The organism is Stenotrophomonas sp. STK17_22 (assembly GCF_051983905.1).
Taxonomy (GTDB): Bacteria; Pseudomonadota; Gammaproteobacteria; order Xanthomonadales; family Xanthomonadaceae; genus Stenotrophomonas; species Stenotrophomonas maltophilia_A.
Genome location: NZ_CP197010.1, coordinates 2154506 through 2175627 on the forward strand (window position 1 = coordinate 2154506; position 21122 = coordinate 2175627).

The following is a 21122-nucleotide window of genomic DNA, read 5'->3' on the forward strand; positions in this document are numbered from 1 at the left end:
TGCATGTCTTCCCACGCCCCCGCTCATCCCGTTGCCCCGGCCGATCTGGCTGCACCGTCCATCGTCGTGCACAAGTTCGGCGGCACCTCGGTGGCCGATGCCGAACGCTACCGCCATGTTGCCGGCCTGCTGCTGGCCCGCCCCGAATCGCTGCAGGTCACTGTCGTCTCGGCGATGAAGGGCGTCACCGACGCACTGATCGATCTGGCCCAGCTGGCAGCCAAGGGGGACGACGGCTGGCGCGAGGCCTGGCATGCGCTGCGCGCGCGCCATCGTGGCGCCGCTGTGGCGCTGCTGGGCGAGCAGGTGGGCGAGACCGTCGAATGGATCGACGCCCGCTTCGATCAACTGGCCGACGTGCTGGCAGCGTTGGCGGTGATCGGCGAGCTGCCACGCGAAGTACTCGACCGCGTGCAGGGCCTGGGCGAAGTGTTTTCCGCGCAGCTGCTCGGCACGCACCTGCAGGCGCTGGGCGCAGACTGTGCAGTGCTGGATGCGCGCGACGTACTGGTGGTGGGACATGGCGAACTGGGCGTGGATGTCGACTGGGAAGCCAGCGCCGACCGCCTGGCCAAGTGGCGCCTGCAGCATCCGCAGCCACGCCTGGTCGCCACCGGCTTCGTCGCCCGTGACCGTCATGACCGCATCACCACGCTCGGCCGCAACGGCAGCGATTACTCCGGCGCGATCTTCGCCGCGCTGTTCAACGCCGATGAACTGCACATCTGGACCGATGTCGACGGCGTGCTGTCGGCCGACCCGCGGCTGGTGCCCGAGGCGGTGCAGCTGGAGTCGCTGAGCTACGACGAGGCCTGCGAGCTGGCTTATTTCGGCGCCAAGGTGGTGCACCCGCAGACGATGTCGCCGGCGATCCGCCTCGGCCTGCCGATCTTCATCCGCAATACCTTCCAGCCGGCGCATCCGGGGACGCGCATCAGCGCCGAGCGCTCGCCGCGCGGGCCGGTGAAGGGCCTGACCCTGAGCCCCGGCTTGGCCCTGCTGAACCTGGAAGGCACCGGGCTGATCGGTGTGCCCGGTACCGCCGAGCGTGTGTTTGCCGCCCTGCGTCAGGCGCAGGTGTCGGTGGTGATGATCTCGCAGGGTTCGTCGGAACATTCGATCTGCTGCGTGGTGCGTGCTGCTGAAGCCGGCCGTGGCCGCGAGGCACTGCTGCACGCGTTCGCGCATGAGCTGTCGGTGGGCCAGGTGCAACGCGTGCAGGTCAGTGAGGGCGTCAGCGTGCTGGCCGCGGTCGGTGACGGCATGGCCGGCCAGCCCGGTGTGGCCGCACGTCTGTTCGAGGCGCTGGGCCGTGCGCAGGTGAACATCCTGGCGATCGCGCAGGGCTCGTCCGAGCGCAACATTTCGGTGGCGGTGGACAGTGCCGATGCCACCCGCGCCTTGCGCGCTGCACATGCCGGCTTCTGGCTGTCGCCGCAGACCTTTGCGGTCGGTGTGATCGGGCCGGGCAACGTCGGTGCCGCACTGCTGGACCAGTTGCTTGCCGCACGCCCGCAGCTGCTGGCCAAGGCCAATGTGGATCTGCGCCTTCGCGCGCTGGCCTCGCGTTCGCGCATGCGCCTGGAAGTGGATGGCCTGCACGCCGACTGGCGGGAGGCCTTGCGCGAAGCGGGCGAGTCCAGCGATCTGGATCGTTTCACCGAACACCTGCTGGCCGCCCACCTGCCGCATGCGGTGGTGATCGACTGCAGTGGCAGTGCCGAGGTGGCCGAGCGCTATGAGGGCTGGCTGGCGGCCGGCATCCATGTGGTCACCCCGAACAAACAGGCCGGTGCCGGGCCGCTGCCGCGTTACCAGCGCATCCGTGCTGCAGCGGCGGCCAGTGGCGCGCGTTTCCGCTACGAGGCCACGGTCGGCGCGGGCCTGCCGGTGATCACCACGCTGCGCGATCTGGTCGATACCGGTGACGAGGTGCTGGCGATTGAAGGCATCTTCTCCGGGACGCTGGCCTGGCTGTTCAACCGCTTCGATGGCAGCCAGCCGTTCTCGCAGCTGGTCGCGCAGGCGCGGTCGATGGGCTACACCGAGCCGGACCCGCGCGATGATCTTTCGGGAGTGGATGTGGCGCGCAAGCTGGTGATCCTCGCCCGCGAAGCCGGCCACGCGCTCAGCCTGGAACAGGTACAGGTGGAAAGCCTGGTGCCGGCGCTGCTGCGCGAGGGCAGCGTGGATGACTTCATGGCGCGGCTGGGCGAGTCCGACGCCAGCCTGCTGCAACGCCTGCAGGATGCGCGGGCGCGGGGGGCGGTGCTGCGCTATGTGGCACGGCTGGGTGCCGACGGCGCGTCGGTCGGCCTGCAGGAACTGCCGGCCGATCATGCCTTCGCCAACCTGCGGCTGACCGACAACGTGGTCCAGTTCCGTACCCGCCGTTACTGCGACAACCCGCTGGTGGTGCAGGGGCCGGGCGCCGGCCCGGAAGTCACCGCGGCCGGTGTGTTTGCCGACCTGCTGCGGGTCGCGGCCGGTGAAGGAGCGCGCCTGTGATCGCACGTGCGTTCGCGCCTGCCTCGGTGGCCAACGTGGCGGTGGGCTTCGATATTCTCGGCCATGCCATTGCCGGCATTGGCGATACCGTGAGCGTGCACCGCATCGATGAGCCGCTGGTGCGCATCGAGGCGATCCGTGGCAGTGCCGTCGAGTTGCCGCTGGATGCCGCCGGGAACACTGCGGGTGCTGCGTTGATGTCGCTGCGCGCAGGGCTGGGCCTGGACTTCGGTTTCGCGGTGGAGATCGACAAGGGCATTCCGTTCGGTTCCGGCATGGGCGGTTCGGCAGCGTCGAGTGTTGCGGCGCTGGTCGCCGCCAACGCGCTGCTGGATGTGCCGCTGTCGCGCGAGGCGTTGTATCCGTTTGCGCTGGATGGCGAGGCGGTGGCCAGTGGTGGCCGCCACGGTGACAACGTGGGGCCGCTGCTGCTGGGTGGTCTTGCGCTGTGCACGGCCGATCGGCTGCTGCCGATTCCAGTGCCGGCTACCTGGCACAGCCTGCTGGTGCATCCGCACGCGGTGCTGGAAACACGCCGCGCACGCCAGGCCCTGCAGGGCAGCTATGCGCTGGGCGAGTTCGTGGCGCAGAGCGCGAACCTCGCACTGGTGCTCAGTGGTTGCCATCGCAGCGATGCCGCACTGGTGCGGGCTGGATTGCGCGACGTGCTGGTCGAACCACGGCGGGCCGGCCTGATTGCAGGTTTCGAAGCAGCTCGCGATGCGGCGCTGTCGGCCCATGCAATGGGGGCGGGCATCTCCGGTGCCGGACCCAGCGTGTTCGCCTGGTTCGAGGACGCCGACCAGGCCCGCGCCGCTGCCGCACCGGTGCAGGCGGCATTTGCCGCCGCCGGTTTCGACAGCGATGCCTGGGTGTCGCCGCTGGATGCACCGGGAGCCCGCTTGTGCTGAATCCTTCCCCTTTACTGGATACCGAACCCATGCAATTTGTTTCGACCCGCGGCCAGTCTCCGGCCGTTGGCCTCAGCGCGGCGATCGCCGCCGGATTGGCGCCTGATGGTGGGCTGTACGTTCCGCAGATGCTGCCGGCGCCACGCGAGCTGCAGGCCGGGGCGACCCTGGCCGATACCGCCGCCGATCTGCTGATGCCGTTCTTTGCTGGCGATGCACTCGAGACTGCGCTTCCGGCGATCTGTCGTGAGGCGTTCGACTTCCCGGTGCCGCTGCGTGCGCTCGGCGACGGTGACCACGTGCTGGAGCTGTTCCATGGGCCAACGGCGGCGTTCAAGGATATCGGCGCGCGCTTCCTGGCCGGTACGCTGTCGCGGCTGCAGGCCGGCAAGGACCGCGATCTGACGATTGTCGTCGCCACCTCCGGCGACACGGGTGCTGCGGTGGCAGCGGCTTTCCATCGCCAGCCCGGCGTGCGGGTGGTGGTGCTGTATCCGGATGGCCGCGTATCTCCGCGCCAGGCGCATCAGCTCGGTTGTTTCGGCGACAACATCCAGGCCCTGCGTGTGGCGGGTGCGTTCGACGATTGCCAGGCGATGGTCAAGCAGGCACTGGCTGACCGCGAACTGCAGGCGCAGGTGCCGTTGAGCTCGGCCAACAGCATCAGCCTGGGCCGACTGCTACCGCAGATGAGCTATTACGCGCATGCGGCGTTGAGCCACTACGCGGCGCATCGTCGCCGGCTCAATCTGGTGGTGCCGACCGGCAACCTGGGCAATGCGATGGCGGCCGTGCTGGCGCGCGCGCTGGGCGTGCCGATCGGTCAGATCGTGCTGGCCACCAATGCCAATGCGGTGCTGCCGGCGTACTTCAATGGCGGCGAGTACCAGCCGCAGGCCAGTGTGGCGACGGTGGCCAATGCAATGGACGTGGGTGCGCCGAGCAACTTCGAGCGACTGCGCTGGCTCTACCACGGCGACGACGCGGAACTGCGTGCTGCGTTCCGTGCGTTCGCGGTGGATGACGTAACCATCCGCGCGACGATTGCGGCGGCGCATGCCAGCCGCGGCGAGCTGTTCTGCCCGCACACGGCGACGGCGGTGAAGGTGCTGCAGGACCTGCGTGCGCGTGGTGCGAAGGGCGACTGGGCGGTGGTGGCCACGGCGCATCCGGCCAAGTTCGAGGCCGTGGTCGAAACGCTGATCGGCGAAGCGGTGGCGGTGCCGCCTGCGCTGGATGCGTTGCTGCAGCGACCGGCGCACGCCGAACCGTTGTCGGCCGATTACGCGGCGTTGCGCGAGGTGCTGCTGCGCTGATCGGAGAGGGACGCGGTTGGCGGCCAGCGGCCGGCACTACCGGAGAGATACAGCACGGATCGGGCGCGGTTGCCGGCCAGCGGCCGGCACTACCAGGGAAATGCATTCGGGTAGTGCCGGCCGCTGGCCGGCAACCCCACGGACCGCGATGCGGTCAGATCAACCCTTCACCGGCCAGCGTACGCAGCCCATCCTCGTCGAGGATCTCCACCACGTTCAGGTGGGGCAGGGCGATCAACCCCTGCTGGCGCAGCTTGGTGAAGGTGCGGCTGACCGTTTCCATGGTCAGGCCCAGATGGTCGGCGATATCGCCGCGGCCCATCGGCAGCGATACGCGCAGGCCGTCGCCGCCCAGCTTGGCCTCGCGCGCGGCCAGGCGCAGCAGGAAATCAGCCAGCTTCTCGGCCGGCTGCAGGCGCGCCAGTGCCAGCGCGGCGTCCTGCGCGGCATCCAGTTCCTGGCAGGCACGCTGCAGCAGCTTGCGCTCCAGGTGCGGGAAACGGCTGCGCAGGGCCTTCATCTGTGGCAGCGCGACGCGGCAGACGCGGCTGTCGGCGATGGCCTCGATGTCGTAGCGATGGTGGTCGCTGCCACTCAGGCCCAAGTAGTCGCCGGGCAGCACGAAGCCGTTGATCTGGCGGCGGCCGTCGGCCAGGGTGCGCACCAGGCGCAGTGCGCCGCCGGTCAATGTATAGACATGGTCGCGCTCTTCACCGGTGCGGGCCAGCGTGCTGCCCATGCTGACCTGCTGCGAGACGGTGACCTGCTCCAGCGCCTGCACTTCATCGGGCGACAGCGCCGAGCACACCGCAAGGTGGCGAACCGAGCAGTGCAGGCAGTCCAGCGTGGCGCAGGACGGCGAGGCGGGATCGTTGGTGGCGGGCGGAGCGCCGGAAGGCCGTGACATGTTGCGGGGGGCGTATCGCGGGCGGGGAGGGCCTTATGATACTTCAAGCGGCCGTTCGACCCTGCCCGTGGCGGGGGCGCTAGAATGTCGCCCCCTCCCACGTCCCGTTCCAGCAGGAGTTCCGCCCGTGATCAAGCCCCGTACCCCGCCCGGCACCCTTGAACTGCTGCCGCGCGAGCAGATTGCGTTCCAGCGCATGCTGGACGTCATCCGCCGCAACTACGAGCGCTTCGGGTTCCTGCCGGTGGAGACGCCGGTGTTCGAGCTGTCCGACGTGCTGCTGACCAAGTCCGGTGGCGAGACCGAGCGCCAGGTGTACTTCGTGCAGTCCACCGGCGCGCTGGCGAACGCGGCCGAGTCGGGCGATCGCTCGCTGCCGGAAATGGCGCTGCGCTTCGACCTGACCGTGCCGCTGGCGCGCTACGTGGCCGAGCACGAACACGAACTGACCTTCCCGTTCCGCCGTTACCAGATGCAGCGCGTCTACCGCGGCGAGCGCGCCCAGCGCGGCCGTTTCCGCGAGTTCTACCAGTGCGACATCGACGTGATCGGCAAGGACAGCCTGAGCGTGCGTTACGACGCTGAAGTGCTGGCGGTCATCCATGCGGTGTTCTCGGAACTGCGCATCGGTGACTTCAGCATCCAGCTGAACAACCGCAAGCTGATGCGCGGCTTCTTTGAAAGCCTGGGTGTGGCCGAGGGTGAGCGCCAGCTGGCGGTGCTGCGCGAAGTCGACAAGCTGGACAAGCGCGGCGCCGACTACGTGCGCGAGACGTTGGTGGGCGAGGGCTTCGACATTCCGGCCGAGCAGGTCGAGAAGATCCTGGCGTTCGTCGCCGTGCGTTCGCAGGGCCATGCCGATGCACTCGCGCAGCTGGCCACGCTGGAAGCCGACGCCGGTTCTTCGGAGATCCTGCGCACCGGCGTCGCCGAACTGCGCGAAGTGCTGCAGCTGGTGCAGGCGCTGGGCGTGCCGGAAACCGCGTACTGCCTGAACTTCTCCATCGCGCGCGGTCTGGATTACTACACCGGCACCGTCTACGAGACCACGCTGACCGACCACCCGCAGATCGGCTCGATCTGTTCGGGCGGCCGTTACGAAGACCTGGCCAGCCACTACAGCAAGTCCAAGCTGCCGGGTGTGGGTATCTCCATTGGCCTGTCGCGTCTGTTCTGGCAGCTGCGCGAGGCCGGCCTGATCGACGGCATCGAAGCCAGCAGCGTACAGGCGCTGGTGGCGCTGATGGACGAGCAGGGCATGCCGCAGTCGCTGGACATTGCCCGCCGCCTGCGTGCCGGTGGCATCAACACCGAAGTGCAGATGGAGCCGAAGAAGATCGGCAAGCAGTTCCAGTACGCGGCCAAGGCCGGCATCCGCTTCGTGGTGCTGGCGGGTGAGGATGAACTGGCGCGCGGCGTGGTGGCAGTGAAGGACCTGCTGCGCGAGCAGCAGTTCGAAGTCTCCCGCGACGAGCTGGCCAGCACCCTGCTGGTGGAGCTGGAGCAGTCCAAGGCGATGGTGTGAAGCCTGCCGCCGCAGGAGTGCTGAGCGTGCTCCTGCTGGCGGGCTGCCAGAGTGATCCGTCGCTGCACAGCACGCGGATCGGACCGGCGCAGTACCGGCTGGCGGTTGATCGCTGCCATGCGATCGACCGCGCACAGCTGGAGGACGATCTGCAGGCCCTGGCCTCGCGGACGTGCCGGGCGGGAGCGGGGGCGTTGGAGAACATCCAGTCCCTGCCGAGCCGGCAGGGCAGCCTGTTCGGTGAATGCCTGCGGCGCGGGGCGCTGCAGGCCGAGGTGCACTGTCTGCCCTGAGTCGGGCCAGGTTGTTGATTTGAAAGCAGAACGCCCACCCTTTGGTGGGCGTTCTGCGTTTCTGAACGAAGCGCAGTCGAGCATGGCTCGACTCTACAAAAGCCGTTCTCGATCACTTTCCCAGCGAGATCCAGCAGATCGCGGCCAACTGTCGAAGGCGGGGAGGGTCCGGTGGCAGGGGTGTGAGCGGCATGGATGCCGCGACCAAGCCCCCATGGATGGGTTAACGGCGTCCCCTGTCACCGGACCCTCCCCGCCAACGCTCAGCAAATCAGCATTTGCTTTTGCTCTGGCTCTTGGCGGGTGCAGGGCAGCAGCCCTGCCGCCCCCTCAATCCTCGATTTGACGCACTGCGCAAGAATGCGCTAATGTACTAATGCGCTATTACATTGATGCATGGATACGACCCCGTGAAAGCCCGCCCCGAGATTGCCGCCAAAGACCCGAAGGCCGACCTGGAGGCCCTGGCCCAAGCCTTTGCCGCCCTGCGCGAGCCGGAACAGGTCGAAGCCTTCCTGCGTGATCTGTGCACCCCGGCCGAGCTGGAAGCCATGGCCGACCGCTGGAAAGTGGTGCCGCTGCTGCAGCAGGGCGTGCCGTACCGCGAGATCCACGAGCGCACCGGCGTCAGCGTGACCACCACCGGACGGGTGGCACGCACGCTCGAGCATGGCCATCGAGGCTATGCCGCCGCCATCGACCGCCTTGCCTCGCGCTGATCCGCGCCCCGTTCCGAACTTCGAGACATCCCCCATGAGTGCAACCCAGGCAGCGCCGGCACGAGACCGGCTGCGTATCGCCATCCAGAAGAGTGGCCGGCTGGCCGAACCCGCCCGCAACCTGCTCAGCGCCTGCGGCCTGAGCTGGCGCGAGAGCCGCGACAAGCTGTTCTGCTACGGCGAATCGCTGCCGGTGGACCTGCTGCTGGTGCGCGACGACGACATCCCCGGCCTGATCGCCGACGGCGTCTGCGATCTCGGCATCGTCGGCCGCAACGAGCTGGACGAACAGGCCGCCGCGCGGCGCCAGATCGGTCTGCCGGATGCCTACCAGGCGTTGCGCGGGCTGGGCTTCGGCCAGTGCCGGCTGATGCTGGCGGTGCCCGAGGAATGGCAGTGGCAGGGTCCGGCGCAGCTGGCCGGCACCCGCATCGCCACCAGCTACCCGGCCATCCTCAAGCAGTGGCTGGCCGAGCAGGGCGTGGACGCACAGGTGGTCGAGCTGTCCGGTTCGGTGGAAATCGCCCCGCGCCTGGGCACCGCCGATCTGATCTGCGATCTGGTGTCCAGCGGCGCCACCCTGCGCGCCAATCAGCTGACCCCGGTGCACAACCTGCTCGACAGCGAGGCGGTGCTGGCCGGCGCGGTGCGCGCGCCGGATGATGCACGTGCATCGCTGCGCGCGATGCTGCTGCGCCGCCTCGACGGCGTGGTTCAGCTACAGGACCGCAAGCTGCTGATGTTCCGTGCCAGCGAAGATCGCGTCGATGCGCTGGCGCAGCTGCTGGCCGATGCCGAGCCACTGGTGCGGTTGCCGGCCGATGGCGGCGCGCTGCGCCTGCAGACCATGTGCCCTGGGCCGCTGAGCTGGCAGCGCATGGAGGAACTCGAGCGTGCGGGTGCGCAGGGCCTGATGGTACTGAGCGTGGAGCGGTCGCTGGCATGAACCGTCTGATCTGGTCCCGACTTGATGAGGCCGCGCGCAGCGCGGCATTGACCCGCCCGGTGCAGACCGTGGCGCAGCAGACCCGTGACGCGGTGGCGGCCCTGATTGCACAGGTGCGCGCGCAGGGCGACGACGCATTGCGTGCGATTACTGCACGTTTCGACCGTGTCGAGCTGGCCTCGTTTGAAGTTTCCGAAGCCGAATTCGCCGCTGCCGAAGCCGCTGTGCCCGCCGAACTGCGACAGGCGATGGTCGAAGCCGCCGAACGCATCGCGCGCTTCCACGCCGCTGGCATGGGCAAAGGCTATGCAGTTGAAACCGCGCCGGGCGTGGTCTGCGAACGCATGTTGCGTCCGATCGGCCGGGTGGGCCTGTATGTGCCGGCCGGCAGCGCGCCGTTGCCGTCCACCGCGTTGATGCTGGGCGTTCCGGCGCAGCTGGCCGGCTGCCCGCAGGTGGTGCTGTGCACGCCGCCGCGCGCCGATGGCAGCGCCGATCCGGCGGTGCTGGTAGCCGCGCGCCTGACCGGCGTGCAGCGCGTGTTCAAGCTGGGTGGTGCGCAGGCGATCGCCGCGATGGCCTATGGCACGGCCAGCATTCCGGCTTGTGACAAGCTGTTTGGGCCCGGCAACAGCTTCGTCACCGAAGCCAAGCAGCAGGTCGCACAGGATGGCGCCGCCGCCATCGACATGCCGGCTGGTCCCTCCGAAGTACTGGTGATCGCCGATGCCGGCGCCAATCCGGCGTTCGTTGCCGCCGACCTGCTGTCGCAGGCCGAGCACGGCCCGGATTCGCAGGTGCTGCTGCTGACCGACGATGCCGCGATGCTGGCGGCGGTCGAGGCAGAGGTGGAGCGCCAGGTGGCCCTGCTGCCGCGCCAGCAGATCGCGCGACAGGCGTTGTCGGCGTCGCGGCTGATCCAGGTCGATTCGCTGGACGAGGCCTTCGCGATCAGCAACCGCTATGCGCCCGAACACTTGATCCTGGCCTTGCGCGAACCGCGCGACTGGCTGGGCCAGGTGCAGGCGGCCGGCTCGGTGTTTCTGGGCGATTACACCCCCGAAGCGCTGGGCGACTACTGCAGCGGCACCAATCACGTGCTGCCCACTGCGGGTGCCGCGCGCGCCTACAGCGGTGTCAGCGTGGCCAGCTTCCAGAACCTGATCAGCGTGCAGAGCGCCAGCGCTGCAGGGTTGGCGGCAATCGGCGGCTGCGCACGCATCATCGCCAGCGCCGAAGGCCTGGATGCGCATGAGCGTGCGGTTGCGCTTCGCATGGAGGCGGCGGCATGAACGCGGATATCGATGATGTGCTGGCGCTGGTGCGCCCGGATCTGCAGGCCTTCGACGGCTACAGCTCGGCGCGCAGCGCGGCGGTGCAGGGCGAGGTCTGGTTGAACGCCAACGAGTCGGCCTGGGCCAATCCGGCTGATGCGGCGGGCAACAGCCGGCGCTATCCGGAACCGCAGCCGCTGGCGTTGCGTGAGGGCTTGGCGGCGCTGTACGGCGTGACGCCGCCGCAGCTGCTTATCGGCCGTGGCAGCGACGAAGCCATTGATCTGCTGGTGCGTGCCCTGTGCGTGCCGGGCCGCGATGGCGTGCTGGTTACGCCGCCGGTGTTTGGCATGTACGCGGTCTGCGCGCGCTTGCAGGGCGCCGCACTGATTGAAGTGCCCCTGGTGGATACCGAAGACGGCCTGCGTGCCGATCTGGATGCTGTGATCGACACCGCCAGGGCACGCAATGCCACGCTGGTGTTCCTGTGCGCACCGTCAAACCCGGCCGGCAGTGACATCGCCCTGGACGAGGTCGAACGCGTGGCGGTTGCATTGCGCGGGCAAGCGCTGGTGGTGGTGGACGAGGCTTATGTCGAGTACGCGCAGCGCCCGTCGGCGACCACGTTGCTGGCCACGCACGCCAATCTGGCAGTGCTGCGCACGTTGTCGAAGGCGCACGCACTTGCGGCCGCGCGCATCGGCACCCTGATCGCCGCGCCGGAACTGATTGCCGTACTGCGGCGCTGCCAGGCGCCGTACCCGGTGCCGACCCCGTGCGCCGAGCTGGCCGTGCAGGCGCTGCAGCCGGCCGCACTGGCACGTACCGCCGAGCGCGTGGCCACGGTCATCGCCGAGCGCGAACGTCTGTTCGCTGCGCTGCCGGGCCTGCCTGGCGTTCGTCGCGTGTACCGCTCGTCCGGCAACTACCTGCTGGTCCGCTTCGCTGATGCGCAGGCAGCGTTCGACACCTTGCTGGATGCCGGTGTGGTGGTGCGCGACCAGCGCGCCGCGCCGCAGCTGGGTGATGCACTGCGCATCAGTATCGGCAGCCCCGAAGAGAATGACCGCGTGCTTGCGGCCCTGTCGGCGCGGAGGGCCGCAGCATGACACCAATCCTGTTCATCGACCGCGACGGCACCCTCATCGAGGAGCCGTCCGATTTCCAGATCGACGCCTACGAGAAGCTGCGCTTCGTGCCGCAGGTGATCCCGGCGCTGCTGAAGCTGCGCGATGCCGGCTACCAGTTCGTGATCGTCACCAATCAGGATGGCCTCGGCAGCGACAGCTACCCGCGCGCCAGCTTCGATGGCCCCAACGAGCTGATGCTGCAGATCTTCGAGAGCCAGGGCATCACCTTCCGTGACGTGCTGATCGACTGCAGCTGGCCGCAGGACAATGCGCCGACCCGCAAGCCGGGCATCGGCTTGATGACAGGCTACCTGCAGGACCGCAGCATCGACTGGGCGCGTTCGGGCATGGTTGGTGACCGCATCACCGACCTGCAGTTCGCCGACAACCTCAACATCCGTGGCTTCCAGCTGCGCACCGAACAGTTCGGTGGCGAGTGGGACTGGCCGGGCATCGCCCACGCACTGGCCGACGCGCCACGCACCGCCGTGGTCCAGCGCAACACCAAGGAGACGAAGATCCGCGTTGAACTGGATCTGGACCGTGCCGGTGATGCGCGCATCGCCACCGGACTGCCGTTCTTCGACCACATGCTGGAACAGATCGGCAAGCACGGCGGGTTCGCGCTGGACATCCAGGCCGAGGGCGACCTGCACATCGACGAGCACCACACCATCGAGGACACCGGGCTGGCGTTGGGTCAGGCCCTGCGCGAGGCGCTGGGCGACAAGCGCGGCATCGGCCGCTACGGCTTCACCCTGCCGATGGATGAGACCCTGGCCAGTGCCGCGCTGGACTTCAGTGGCCGCCCCTATTTCGTGTTCGAGGGCGAGTTCAAGCGTGAGCGCGTGGGCGATATGCCGACCGAGCTGGTGCCGCACTTCTTCCGTTCGCTGTGCGACGCCAGCGGCCTGAACCTCAACCTGCAGGTGCGCGGCGACAACGACCACCACAAGGTCGAGGCCTGCTTCAAGGCACTGGCGCGCGCGCTGCGCCCGGCATTGGCCCGCCAGGGCACGGCACTGCCGAGCACAAAGGGGGCGCTGTGAGCGACGTTGCGCTGATCGACGCCGGCGGTGCCAACCTGGGCTCGGTGCGCTACGCATTGGAGCGCCTGGGCGCGACGGTGCGGCTGGTGCGCGATGCGGACGGTCTGGTCGGTGCGCAGCGGGTGATCCTGCCCGGCGTCGGCGCCGCTGGTCCCGGCATGCAGCGCCTGCATGCGCAGGGCCTGGTGGAACCGCTGCAGCGACTGGAGGTGCCGCTGATGGGCATCTGCCTCGGCATGCAGCTGCTGTTCGAGCGGTCCGAGGAGGCCGGCGTCGAGACACTGGGATTTATTCCGGGCGTGGTGCGCAAGCTGGTACCGGCCTGTGGCATCCGTGTGCCGCACATGGGCTGGAACCGCCTGCTCCCGCTGCGCGAATCGCTGCTGCTGCAAGGCGTGCCCGAACGCGCCAGCGCCTACTTCGTGCACAGCTATGCGGCGCCACTCAATACCCACACTGTTGCCGCCTGCGACCACGGTGGCCTGTTCACTGCCGTGGTGGAGCAGGGGCGCTACTACGGCGCACAGTTCCACCCCGAGCGCTCCGGCGAGACCGGTTCGCTGATGCTGCGCAACTTCCTCGAGGGCACTGCTGCATGAGTTTCATCGTCTACCCCGCGCTGGATATCCGCGACGGCCGCGTGGTGCGGCTGCGCCAGGGTGACTACGCGCAGGAAACCTCGTATGGCGACGATCCGCTGCCGCGTGCACAGGCCTTCGCTGCGCGGGGCGCGCAGTGGATGCATCTGGTCGACCTGGACGCTGCGCGTGCCGGTGGCTACACCCTTGCGCCGCTGCTGGCGTCGATTCGTGCGCAGACGCCGCTGCAGGTGCAGACCGGCGGTGGCGTGCGCGGCCGCGACGACGTGGCGCGCATCCTCGATGCCGGCGCCGGCCGCGTGGTGGTGGGTTCGCTGGCAGTACGCCGCCCCGACGAAGTGGTCGGCTGGCTACAAGAGTTCGGTGCCGAGCGCATCACCATCGCGCTGGATGCCCGCCAGGATGCCCAGGGCCAATGGCAGCTGCCGGTGCACGGCTGGACCGAGAACGCCGGCGTGACCCTGGATGACCTGGCCCAGCGTTATGCGCGTGCCGGCATGCGCCACCTGTTGTGCACCGACATCGCCCGCGACGGCATGCTGGCCGGGCCCAACATCAGCCTCTACCAGCACCTGTCGGCGCTGCTGCCGGGCGTGGCCGTGCAGGCGTCCGGCGGTATCCGTGACGTGGCCGATGTGACAGAAGCCCGTGCCGCAGGTTGTGGCGGTGCGATCCTCGGCAAGGCGCTGCTGGAGCAGCGCATGGACCTGGCGGAGGCGCTGGCATGTTGAGCCGCCGCATCATTCCGTGCCTGGACGTGCGTGATGGCCGCGTGGTCAAGGGCGTGCGCTTCCGCGACCACGTCGACATGGGCGACATCGCCGAGTTGGCGCAGCGCTATCGCGACCAGGGGGCGGACGAGCTGGTGTTCTATGACATCGGCGCCAGCCCCGAGGCGCGTTCAGTCGACGTCGCCTGGATCGAGCGCATCGCACGCCTGATCGATATTCCGTTCTGCGTGGCCGGTGGCATCGACAGCGTGGAAACCGCGCGCCGCGTGCTGTTCGCCGGTGCCGACAAGGTGTCGATCAACTCGCCGGCGCTGGGTCGCCCGGAGCTGATCACCGAGCTGGCAGACGAGTTCGGCGTGCAGTGCGTGGTGGTCGGTGTCGATTCGGTGCGCGAGGCGGATGGCCAGTGGCGGGTACGCCGCTTCAGTGGCGACCCGGACAAGACCCAGGCGGTGCCGCTGCGCACGCTGGACTGGATTGTCGAAGCACAACGACGTGGCGCTGGCGAGATCGTGCTGAACTGCATGGACAGCGATGGTGTACGCCGTGGCTACGATGTCGTGCAGCTGCAGCAGGCGCGGGCCCTGTGCCAGGTGCCGCTGATCGCCTCGGGCGGTGCCGGCGCGATGGAGCACTTCGCCGAGGCCTTCGACCAGGCCGACGTCGACGGCGCGTTGGCGGCCAGTGTGTTCCACAGCGGCGCCATCGCCATTCCGGAATTGAAGCGCTACCTGCGCGGACAGCAGATCGAGGTGCGGGATGTCTATTGAAGTGAAGCCGTCACTGGATGCGCTGCAGGCGCTGGACTGGGGCAAGGGCGACGGCCTGCTGCCGGCGGTGGTGCAGGATGCCGACACCCTGCAGGTGCTGATGCTGGGCTATGTCAGCGCCGAATCGCTGGCTGCCACGCTGGCCATCGGCCACATGACCTTCTTCAGCCGCAGCAAGCAGCGGTTGTGGACCAAGGGTGAGCAGTCCGGCAACGTGCTGGTGGTGCAGTCGATCAGTGTCGACTGTGATGCCGACACGCTGCTGGTGATGGCACGCCCGGCCGGGCCGACCTGCCACACCGGCGCGGAGAGCTGTTTCGACGGGGCACCGAAGGACTTCCTGGGTGGGCTGGGCCAGCTGGTGGCGATGCGCGAGGCGCAACGCCCGCCGGGCAGCTACACCACCAGCCTGTTCGAGGGCGGCATCCGCCGCATCGCGCAGAAGGTGGGCGAGGAGGGCGTGGAGACGGCTCTTGCGGCGGTGGCGCAGGACGACGAGGCACTGCTGGGCGAGGCTTCGGACCTGCTGTACCACCTGCTGGTGCTGCTGCGCGCGCGCGGTTTGTCGCTGGATGATGCGCGGGCGGTGCTGGAAAAGCGCCATCGTTGAGGAAGGCGTGCGGACCAACGGTCCGCACCCACCTCTGCAATGCAGCCGAGCATGGCTCGGCTTTACAATAGGGGGTCTTCTTCTTTCCCGGACCGCCCATGAAACTGCCTGCCACCTGGCTGTGCTGCCTGTTGCTGACCTCGCCGGCCTGGGCCGCGGATACCGTGGTCAGCGGCAAGGTCTACCTGGAGCGCGACGGCAAACCCGGGCGCGGTGCGACCGATCCGGGTCTGGCCGGGGTGCAGGTTTCCAACGGCGAGGCCATCGTCAAGACCGCCGCCGATGGCAGCTACAGCCTGCCAGTGCGCGACGGCCAGACCGTGTTCGTGATCAAGCCCGATGCGTATTCGTTCCCGAAGGCGGCCGATGGCCTGCCTTCGTTCTGGCGCCACTACCGCCCGAACGGTTCACCGGCACTGAAGTACGGTGGCATCGCCGCGACCAGCGACGTCACCCGCAACTGGGATTTCGCGCTGCAGTCGGATCGCCATGACAGCCGCCGTGGTTTCCAGATGCTGGTGTTCACCGATTCGCAGACCGCCAGCCTGAAGGACATCGGCTACTACCAGCAGTCGATCGTGGCGCCGCTGGTTGGCCAGACCAGGGCGCGCATGGGCACCACCCTGGGTGACATCGTCAACGACGACCTGACCCTGTACCCGGCGATCAACAAGGTCACCACCGCGCTTGGCGTGCCGTGGTTCCACGTGCCGGGCAACCACGACCTCGACTTCGATGCGGTCAGCGACGAACACTCGCTGGACAGCTGGCGCAACATCTACGGCCCGGACACCTACGCGGTGGAAGAGGGCGGCGCCAGCTTCGTGTTCCTGGACGACGTGGTGTACGACCCCAAGGCGAAGCCGAAGTACATCGGCGGCCTGCGCGAAGACCAGTTCGCTTTCCTCGCCAGCTACCTGAAGGGCCTGCACAAGGACCGCCTGCTGGTGCTGGGCATGCACATCCCGCTGTTCGACGCGGCGCCGGGGCGCGAGACTTTCCGTCACGCCGACCGCCAGCGCCTGTTCGATCTGCTGAAGGACTTCCGCAACGTGCTGGTGCTCAGCGGCCACAGTCACACCCAGCAGCACGTCTACCACGGCAAGGCCGAGGGCTGGAACGGCGACAAGCCGCTGCACGAATACAACGTCGGTGCCAACTGCGGTGCGTTCTGGTCGGGCGTGAAGAATGCCGCCGGCGTGCCGGACAGCACCATGAGCGATGGCACACCGAAGGGTTATGCGCTGCTCGACGTGGCCGGCAACGGCAGCTACAAGCTGCAGTACCGCGTGGCCGGCCAGCCGGCCAGCGAGCAGATCGGCCTGCATGCACCCAAGGTGCTGCGCCAGGGCGCCTATCCGGCGTGGGGTGTCTACGCCAACGTCTACATGGGTGAGGACGCCAGCGTGGTCGAGTACCGCGTCGATGGCGGCGCCTGGCAGCCGATGAAGCAGGTCAGCCAGCCCGATCCGCGCCTGATGGTGGAGAACGTGGCCGATGATCTGGCCAACAGCCTGCGCGGCTACGACCGTTCGCCGGAGGCCACTGCGTCGCCGCACCTGTGGCGGGGCGCGCTGCCGACCGACCTGGCAACAGGCAGCCACAAGGTCGAAGTACGCTCCACCCAGCCTGATGGTGCAGTGTTCACCGCCACCACCAGCTACAGCCTGCAGACTGCCCAGCCCTGACACCGCGCACCAGCGCTCCAGCGAAAGGACCCCGCATGGATATCCGCTTCATGGCCGGCACCACGCCGGTGACCCTCAGCCGCCACTGGTTCACCGGCGCGATGCTGCTGCAGAGCGCCACCGAGAAGGTCTGGGTGCAGCACCCGCTGCATCCGGGCACCCACTTCTCGTTCTCGCTGGTACAGTCGTGGCTGCGTCACATCGCCGGCCACGAAGTACTGGTCGAGCGCACCCGGCCGCTGTTGTTCGCCGGCTTCCGCCCCCAGCGCCTGCGCGTGCTGGTGGATGGCGTGCAGGTGGCCGAACAGGAAGGCATGTAGGCCAACCTGAACCATCGGCGCGCTAGGCAAAGCCGCCCCGATGCCTGAGAATCGGGGCGATTCAATCGATCCAAGCAGGCCAGCGTGACCATCGCAGCAGCGTCCCCGGTTTCCTCCGACTCCGCCCGCGGCGGTCGTCCGCGCCATCTGGTCGTTGCCGATGTCGGCGGCACCTTCGCCCGCCTGGCCTTGGCTGAGACCCAACCCGGTCAGGCGCCGCGGCTGGGCAGCCATCGCACCTATGCCTGCGCCGAGCATCCCAGCCTGGCCGCGATCCTGGCCGATTTCACCGCATGCCTTGGCCAGCCGGTGCAGACCGCGGTGGTCGCCATCGCCGGCCTGCTCGATGGCGATGTGCTGATCAACTCGAACCTGCCGTGGACAGTCTCGCTGTCGACCACGCGCGAACAGTCCGGCCTGCGCGAACTGCAGCTGATCAATGATTTCGAAGCGGTGGCGCTGGCCATCCCGTACCTGCAGCCGGAAACCCTGGTCCCACTGAATGGCGACGCCGATCCGGCGCAGGCCTTCCCGGCGCTGGTGCTGGGTGCCGGTACCGGCCTGGGTGCCGCGCTGCGTTTCGCCGATGGCGAGCGCCCGGTGCTGGCCAGCGAGATCGGCCATGCCGCGCTCGGCGCCGGCAACGCGCTGGAACTGCAGGTGCTGGGCAAACTGCTGCAGCGCTGGCCGCACGTGGACAACGAACGGGTGCTTTCCGGCAGCGGCCTGATGAACCTGTATCCGTGCCTGTGCGAACTGCGCGGCGTCACCCCGGTGTGGACCAGCACCGAGGCACTGATCGGCGCCGCGCGCAGTGGCGAGGACGCGCTTGCTGTGGAAACGTTGCAGGTGTTCTGTGCCTGGCTGGGCAGCCTGGCCGGCGACGCGGCGATCGCCGTCGGCGCGCGCTCGGTATACCTGGCCGGGGGCATTTCCGCGCATGTGCAGGATTTCCTGGCCGATGGCCGCTTCCGTGAGCGCTTCCTCAACAAGGGCGTGCTGACCGAGGTGCTGCGCCAGGTGCCGGTATGGCGGGTGGAGCACGGCCAGCTGGGCGTGCTCGGTGCAGCGGTCTGGCACGCCGCACGGCAGCCCACGCACGACTGATCGGCAGGGCCGGCATCGGGCCGGCCGTGCATTGCAGACTGGGAGGGGAAGATGGTGGATCGCAGGCAGTTCCTGCAGGCCGGTGCCCTGGCCGCAGGCATGGCGGCATTGCCGGGCGTGCAGGCGCGCACGCAGGGTGGTGCCAGGGTGGTTTCGACCTGGGACTTCGGCGTGCCGGCCAACCAGGCCGCGTGGAAGGTGCTGGCGCAGGGCGGCAGCGCGCTGGATGCGGTGGAAGCAGGCGCACGCTGGGCCGAGAGCGAGCTGTGCAACCCCACCGTCGGCCATTGCGGCAACCCGGATCGCGACGGCGTGCTGAGCCTGGACGCGAGCATCATGGACGGCGATGGCCGTTGCGGTGCAGTGGCTGCGCTGGTCGACATCCTGCATCCGGTGTCGGTGGCGCGCAAAGTGATGGAGAACAGCCCGCACGTGCTGCTGGTGGGCGAGGGCGCGCAGCAGTTCGCGGTGCAGCAGGGTTTCGAGCGCAAGCACCTGCTGACGCCGCAGGCCGAAGCGGCCTGGCGCGAGTGGCTGAAGACCGAGAAGTACCAGCCGCAGATCAATGCCGAGCGCCGCGGTATTCCCGGCAACAGCGACAACCACGACACCATCGGCATGCTGGCGCTGGATGCCAAGGGCCATCTGGCCGGTGCCTGCACCACCAGCGGCATGGCCTGGAAACTGCACGGTCGCGTCGGCGACAGCCCGATCATCGGTGCCGGCCTGTACGTCGACAACGAAGTGGGCGCGGCCACTGCTTCGGGCGTGGGTGAGGAGATGATCCGCAACGCCGCCTCGTTCCTGGTAGTCGAGTTGATGCGGCAGGGCCGCTCGCCGGCGCAGGCCTGCCGCGAAGCGATCGACCGCGTGGTGCGCAAGCGCCCTGAAGCGAGCAAGACACTGCAGGTCTGCTTCCTGGCCATGAACAAGCAGGGTGAGGTCGGCGCTTACGCGCTGCATCGTGGTTTTGTCTATGCGGTGTGCGATGCACAGCGCCAGGATGACCTGCGCGACTCGCCATCGATCTACACGAGCACCCAGACGTGAGCACGCGGCTCACCCTGGAGATCGCCAGCAATTCGCTGGCATCGGCGCTGGCCGCGCAGGCCGGCGGTGCCGACCGCATCGAGCTGTTCGACAACCTGGCCGAAGGCGGCACCACACCGTCGTTCGCCAGCATTGCGATTGCCCGCGAACGCCTGTCGATTCCGCTGTTCGTGCTGGTGCGGCCGCGCCCGGGCGACTTCCACTACGACGGGCTGGAAGCCGAACTGATGCTGCGTGACATCGCGCAGTGCCGCGCACTGGGCTGCGATGGCGTGGTGATCGGCGCGTTGGATGTACAGGCCGGGATCGACGTGGCGCTGTGCCGCGAGCTGGTGCAGGCTGCCGGGCCGTTGCAGGTGACCTTCCATCGCGCCTTCGATGCCGCCCGCGATCTGCCCGCCGCGCTGGAGCAGGTGATCGGGCTGGGCTGCCAGCGCGTGCTGACCTCGGGCGGTCAGGTCAGTGCCGAGGCGGGTGCCGATGTGCTGGCAGGCCTCGTTACCCAGGCAGCAGGCCGCATTACGGTGATGGCTGGTGCCGGATTGGCACCGGGCAACATCGCTACCGTGGCAAGGCAGACCGGCTGCACCGAACTGCACGCCTCGGCCAAGGGCCTGCGCCGCTCGGCGATGCAGTTCCAGAACCCGGCGCTGCGCGGACTGGACCCGGACTGGAGCCAGACCGCGACCGCCACCGTAGCTTCGCTGCGGCAGGCGCTGGACGGTTGAACGCCGCCGGGGTCGGATCCCTTCGCAGAAGGGCTCCGACCCCACTGTTCGCGATGGATGGGGCGCTGGATCAGATGACGCTTCAGGCACATGTGATTGCCGGGGTCGAAGCGGCAAGTCACGGAAAGTAAACGTCATCTGCGTCTGCATATGGCGGAGCACGGTATCAGTCCGGACAGTGTGGCCGACCATCCTTCGACCGCGAGCGCCCAGATGTTTCAACTGCTTCCGCTGCTCTCCTGTTTGCTTGCGCTCAGTGCGAGTGGCGCCGAAGAGGTTTCGGCATCCGTGTGGCAGTGGCACGAAGCCAATGGCGAGGAAGGTCGAGAGATCCTGCCTATGCCCGGCGTGAAACTGGCGCCAGCCGCTCGGGGCGCATTCGTCGACAGGCGCATGCATGAAGTTGGGGGAAAGCGCTTTCGCGCGCTGTATCAGGTATTCGATTCAAACGCCGATAATCCGATGGGCCGTTGTGGCGCGGGGCGCGAGATCGAACTCTACGTCTACAAATTGATCCCGCCCAAGCCTGTCGAGCGGGGCAGGATACTGATCAGTAGTTGCCTTGAGACCGTGTCCCTGGCCAGCCAGAACTCGGGAAGTCCCGAAAGTGAGTCCGACTTTTCCTCGGTGGTCTGGCAGCACGACGGGTTCACCATCACGTGGTGGGGTGCCGGGTCCGACGGAAAGGGCTCAAGCCACTATGCACTCCGCAATGGCCGTTTTGTCCCGGCTCAATCGGACGAGAGAAGCCGCTGGGGGCGGACAAAATAGTTCCGCGCACGATTGTCGCGATCGTGTCATTGACGTGTGCGCCGTCTTCTCAGCGATGTTTCGCAACCCTTTGATTGTTCTGGATACCTGCAGCCGATAACGGCATTACGCCAAGTGTTGCTGCGTCGCCGCATGCCCGGCGCGGTTCAGCTGTGCTTTAGTTTGGATCG

Annotated in this window: 21 protein-coding genes; 20 read left to right on the forward strand and 1 reads right to left on the reverse strand. The window is 68.1% G+C overall.

All coding sequences use genetic code 11. The features are described from left to right. Positions 1-3 precede the first annotated feature (3 nt). The 3 genes from thrA to thrC are packed head-to-tail and all read left to right on the forward strand — an operon-like array spanning position 4 to position 4735. Positions 4-2508: a bifunctional aspartate kinase/homoserine dehydrogenase I gene (gene thrA / locus ACSYS9_RS10095; RefSeq protein ID WP_071228889.1), complete on the forward strand. Its 2505-nt coding sequence runs from the start codon at positions 4-6 to the stop codon at positions 2506-2508. Continuing rightward, positions 2505-3419, forward strand: a complete 915-nt coding sequence (locus ACSYS9_RS10100) for a homoserine kinase (protein ID WP_071228888.1) — start codon at positions 2505-2507, stop codon at positions 3417-3419. Before thrA ends, ACSYS9_RS10100 begins: the two co-directional genes overlap by 4 nt. A gap of 29 nt (positions 3420-3448) precedes the next feature. Then, complete coding sequence (thrC, locus tag ACSYS9_RS10105) at positions 3449-4735, forward strand: threonine synthase (RefSeq protein ID WP_071228887.1); 1287 nt, start codon at positions 3449-3451, stop codon at positions 4733-4735. A 154-nt stretch (positions 4736-4889) separates the two neighbouring features. Here the strand turns inward: thrC and ACSYS9_RS10110 are convergent, their stop codons facing one another. Further along, positions 4890-5642, reverse strand: coding sequence for a Crp/Fnr family transcriptional regulator (locus ACSYS9_RS10110; RefSeq protein ID WP_043397202.1), 753 nt, complete (start codon positions 5640-5642; stop codon positions 4890-4892). 127 nt (positions 5643-5769) lie between these two features. Between ACSYS9_RS10110 and hisS the strand changes: the two genes are divergently transcribed. The 17 genes from hisS to ACSYS9_RS10195 all read left to right on the forward strand — a co-directional run bounded on the left by hisS (position 5770) and on the right by ACSYS9_RS10195 (position 20952). Next, positions 5770-7167 carry a histidine--tRNA ligase gene (hisS, locus tag ACSYS9_RS10115; protein WP_032130537.1) on the forward strand — a complete coding sequence of 466 codons (1398 nt, stop codon included), beginning with the start codon at positions 5770-5772 and terminating at the stop codon, positions 7165-7167. A gap of 26 nt (positions 7168-7193) precedes the next feature. Beyond that, complete coding sequence (locus tag ACSYS9_RS10120) at positions 7194-7460, forward strand: hypothetical protein (RefSeq protein ID WP_256201512.1); 267 nt, start codon at positions 7194-7196, stop codon at positions 7458-7460. 410 nt (positions 7461-7870) lie between these two features. Next, positions 7871-8179 (forward strand): YerC/YecD family TrpR-related protein, encoded by a 309-nt coding sequence (locus tag ACSYS9_RS10125; protein WP_088025802.1) that lies wholly within the window; start codon positions 7871-7873, stop codon positions 8177-8179. Between the two features lie 34 nt (positions 8180-8213). Beyond that, positions 8214-9125 (forward strand): ATP phosphoribosyltransferase, encoded by a 912-nt coding sequence (hisG, locus tag ACSYS9_RS10130; protein ID WP_071229230.1) that lies wholly within the window; start codon positions 8214-8216, stop codon positions 9123-9125. Then, a complete protein-coding gene (gene hisD, locus ACSYS9_RS10135) occupies positions 9122-10417 on the forward strand; it encodes a histidinol dehydrogenase (RefSeq protein ID WP_049398513.1) in 1296 nt (431 codons plus the stop codon). Before hisG ends, hisD begins: the two co-directional genes overlap by 4 nt. Next, a complete protein-coding gene (hisC, locus tag ACSYS9_RS10140) occupies positions 10414-11508 on the forward strand; it encodes a histidinol-phosphate transaminase (protein WP_071229229.1) in 1095 nt (364 codons plus the stop codon). The genes hisD and hisC overlap by 4 nt, the downstream gene beginning before the upstream one ends. Next, positions 11505-12578, forward strand: coding sequence for a bifunctional histidinol-phosphatase/imidazoleglycerol-phosphate dehydratase HisB (hisB, locus tag ACSYS9_RS10145; protein ID WP_071229228.1), 1074 nt, complete (start codon positions 11505-11507; stop codon positions 12576-12578). Before hisC ends, hisB begins: the two co-directional genes overlap by 4 nt. Beyond that, entirely contained in the window at positions 12575-13177 is a 603-nt protein-coding gene (gene hisH / locus ACSYS9_RS10150) for an imidazole glycerol phosphate synthase subunit HisH (protein ID WP_071229227.1), read from the forward strand. Before hisB ends, hisH begins: the two co-directional genes overlap by 4 nt. Next, on the forward strand, positions 13174-13908 hold the full coding sequence (gene hisA / locus ACSYS9_RS10155) for a 1-(5-phosphoribosyl)-5-[(5-phosphoribosylamino)methylideneamino]imidazole-4-carboxamide isomerase (RefSeq protein ID WP_071229226.1): 735 nt from the start codon (positions 13174-13176) through the stop codon (positions 13906-13908). The genes hisH and hisA overlap by 4 nt, the downstream gene beginning before the upstream one ends. Then, a complete protein-coding gene (gene hisF, locus ACSYS9_RS10160; RefSeq protein ID WP_005409431.1) occupies positions 13902-14678 on the forward strand; it encodes an imidazole glycerol phosphate synthase subunit HisF in 777 nt (258 codons plus the stop codon). Before hisA ends, hisF begins: the two co-directional genes overlap by 7 nt. Continuing rightward, positions 14668-15288: a bifunctional phosphoribosyl-AMP cyclohydrolase/phosphoribosyl-ATP diphosphatase HisIE gene (gene hisIE / locus ACSYS9_RS10165; RefSeq protein ID WP_071229225.1), complete on the forward strand. Its 621-nt coding sequence runs from the start codon at positions 14668-14670 to the stop codon at positions 15286-15288. The genes hisF and hisIE overlap by 11 nt, the downstream gene beginning before the upstream one ends. A gap of 98 nt (positions 15289-15386) precedes the next feature. Then, positions 15387-16976 carry a calcineurin-like phosphoesterase C-terminal domain-containing protein gene (locus tag ACSYS9_RS10170; RefSeq protein ID WP_071229224.1) on the forward strand — a complete coding sequence of 530 codons (1590 nt, stop codon included), beginning with the start codon at positions 15387-15389 and terminating at the stop codon, positions 16974-16976. 35 nt (positions 16977-17011) lie between these two features. Next, a complete protein-coding gene (locus tag ACSYS9_RS10175; RefSeq protein WP_005409434.1) occupies positions 17012-17296 on the forward strand; it encodes a hypothetical protein in 285 nt (94 codons plus the stop codon). A gap of 84 nt (positions 17297-17380) precedes the next feature. Then, entirely contained in the window at positions 17381-18403 is a 1023-nt protein-coding gene (locus ACSYS9_RS10180; RefSeq protein ID WP_071229223.1) for a glucokinase, read from the forward strand. Between the two features lie 51 nt (positions 18404-18454). Beyond that, on the forward strand, positions 18455-19453 hold the full coding sequence (locus ACSYS9_RS10185) for a N(4)-(beta-N-acetylglucosaminyl)-L-asparaginase (protein ID WP_164081154.1): 999 nt from the start codon (positions 18455-18457) through the stop codon (positions 19451-19453). Then, positions 19450-20181: a copper homeostasis protein CutC gene (locus ACSYS9_RS10190; protein WP_071229221.1), complete on the forward strand. Its 732-nt coding sequence runs from the start codon at positions 19450-19452 to the stop codon at positions 20179-20181. Before ACSYS9_RS10185 ends, ACSYS9_RS10190 begins: the two co-directional genes overlap by 4 nt. Before the next feature lie 213 nt (positions 20182-20394). Next, positions 20395-20952: a hypothetical protein gene (locus ACSYS9_RS10195; protein WP_071229233.1), complete on the forward strand. Its 558-nt coding sequence runs from the start codon at positions 20395-20397 to the stop codon at positions 20950-20952. The last annotated feature ends 170 nt before the right edge of the window (positions 20953-21122 follow it).

Coding starts and splice junctions, on each gene's coding strand:
- hisF (WP_005409431.1), top strand. CDS start 13,902: ATGTTGAGCCGCCGCATCATTCCGTGCCTGGACGTGCGTGATGGCCGC.
- ACSYS9_RS10170 (WP_071229224.1), top strand. CDS start 15,387: ATGAAACTGCCTGCCACCTGGCTGTGCTGCCTGTTGCTGACCTCGCCG.
- thrC (WP_071228887.1), top strand. CDS start 3,449: ATGCAATTTGTTTCGACCCGCGGCCAGTCTCCGGCCGTTGGCCTCAGC.
- hisB (WP_071229228.1), top strand. CDS start 11,505: ATGACACCAATCCTGTTCATCGACCGCGACGGCACCCTCATCGAGGAG.
- hisD (WP_049398513.1), top strand. CDS start 9,122: ATGAACCGTCTGATCTGGTCCCGACTTGATGAGGCCGCGCGCAGCGCG.
- hisIE (WP_071229225.1), top strand. CDS start 14,668: ATGTCTATTGAAGTGAAGCCGTCACTGGATGCGCTGCAGGCGCTGGAC.
- ACSYS9_RS10110 (WP_043397202.1), bottom strand. CDS start 5,642: ATGTCACGGCCTTCCGGCGCTCCGCCCGCCACCAACGATCCCGCCTCG.
- hisG (WP_071229230.1), top strand. CDS start 8,214: ATGAGTGCAACCCAGGCAGCGCCGGCACGAGACCGGCTGCGTATCGCC.
- thrA (WP_071228889.1), top strand. CDS start 4: ATGTCTTCCCACGCCCCCGCTCATCCCGTTGCCCCGGCCGATCTGGCT.
- hisA (WP_071229226.1), top strand. CDS start 13,174: ATGAGTTTCATCGTCTACCCCGCGCTGGATATCCGCGACGGCCGCGTG.
- hisC (WP_071229229.1), top strand. CDS start 10,414: ATGAACGCGGATATCGATGATGTGCTGGCGCTGGTGCGCCCGGATCTG.
- ACSYS9_RS10175 (WP_005409434.1), top strand. CDS start 17,012: ATGGATATCCGCTTCATGGCCGGCACCACGCCGGTGACCCTCAGCCGC.
- ACSYS9_RS10195 (WP_071229233.1), top strand. CDS start 20,395: ATGTTTCAACTGCTTCCGCTGCTCTCCTGTTTGCTTGCGCTCAGTGCG.
- ACSYS9_RS10185 (WP_164081154.1), top strand. CDS start 18,455: ATGGTGGATCGCAGGCAGTTCCTGCAGGCCGGTGCCCTGGCCGCAGGC.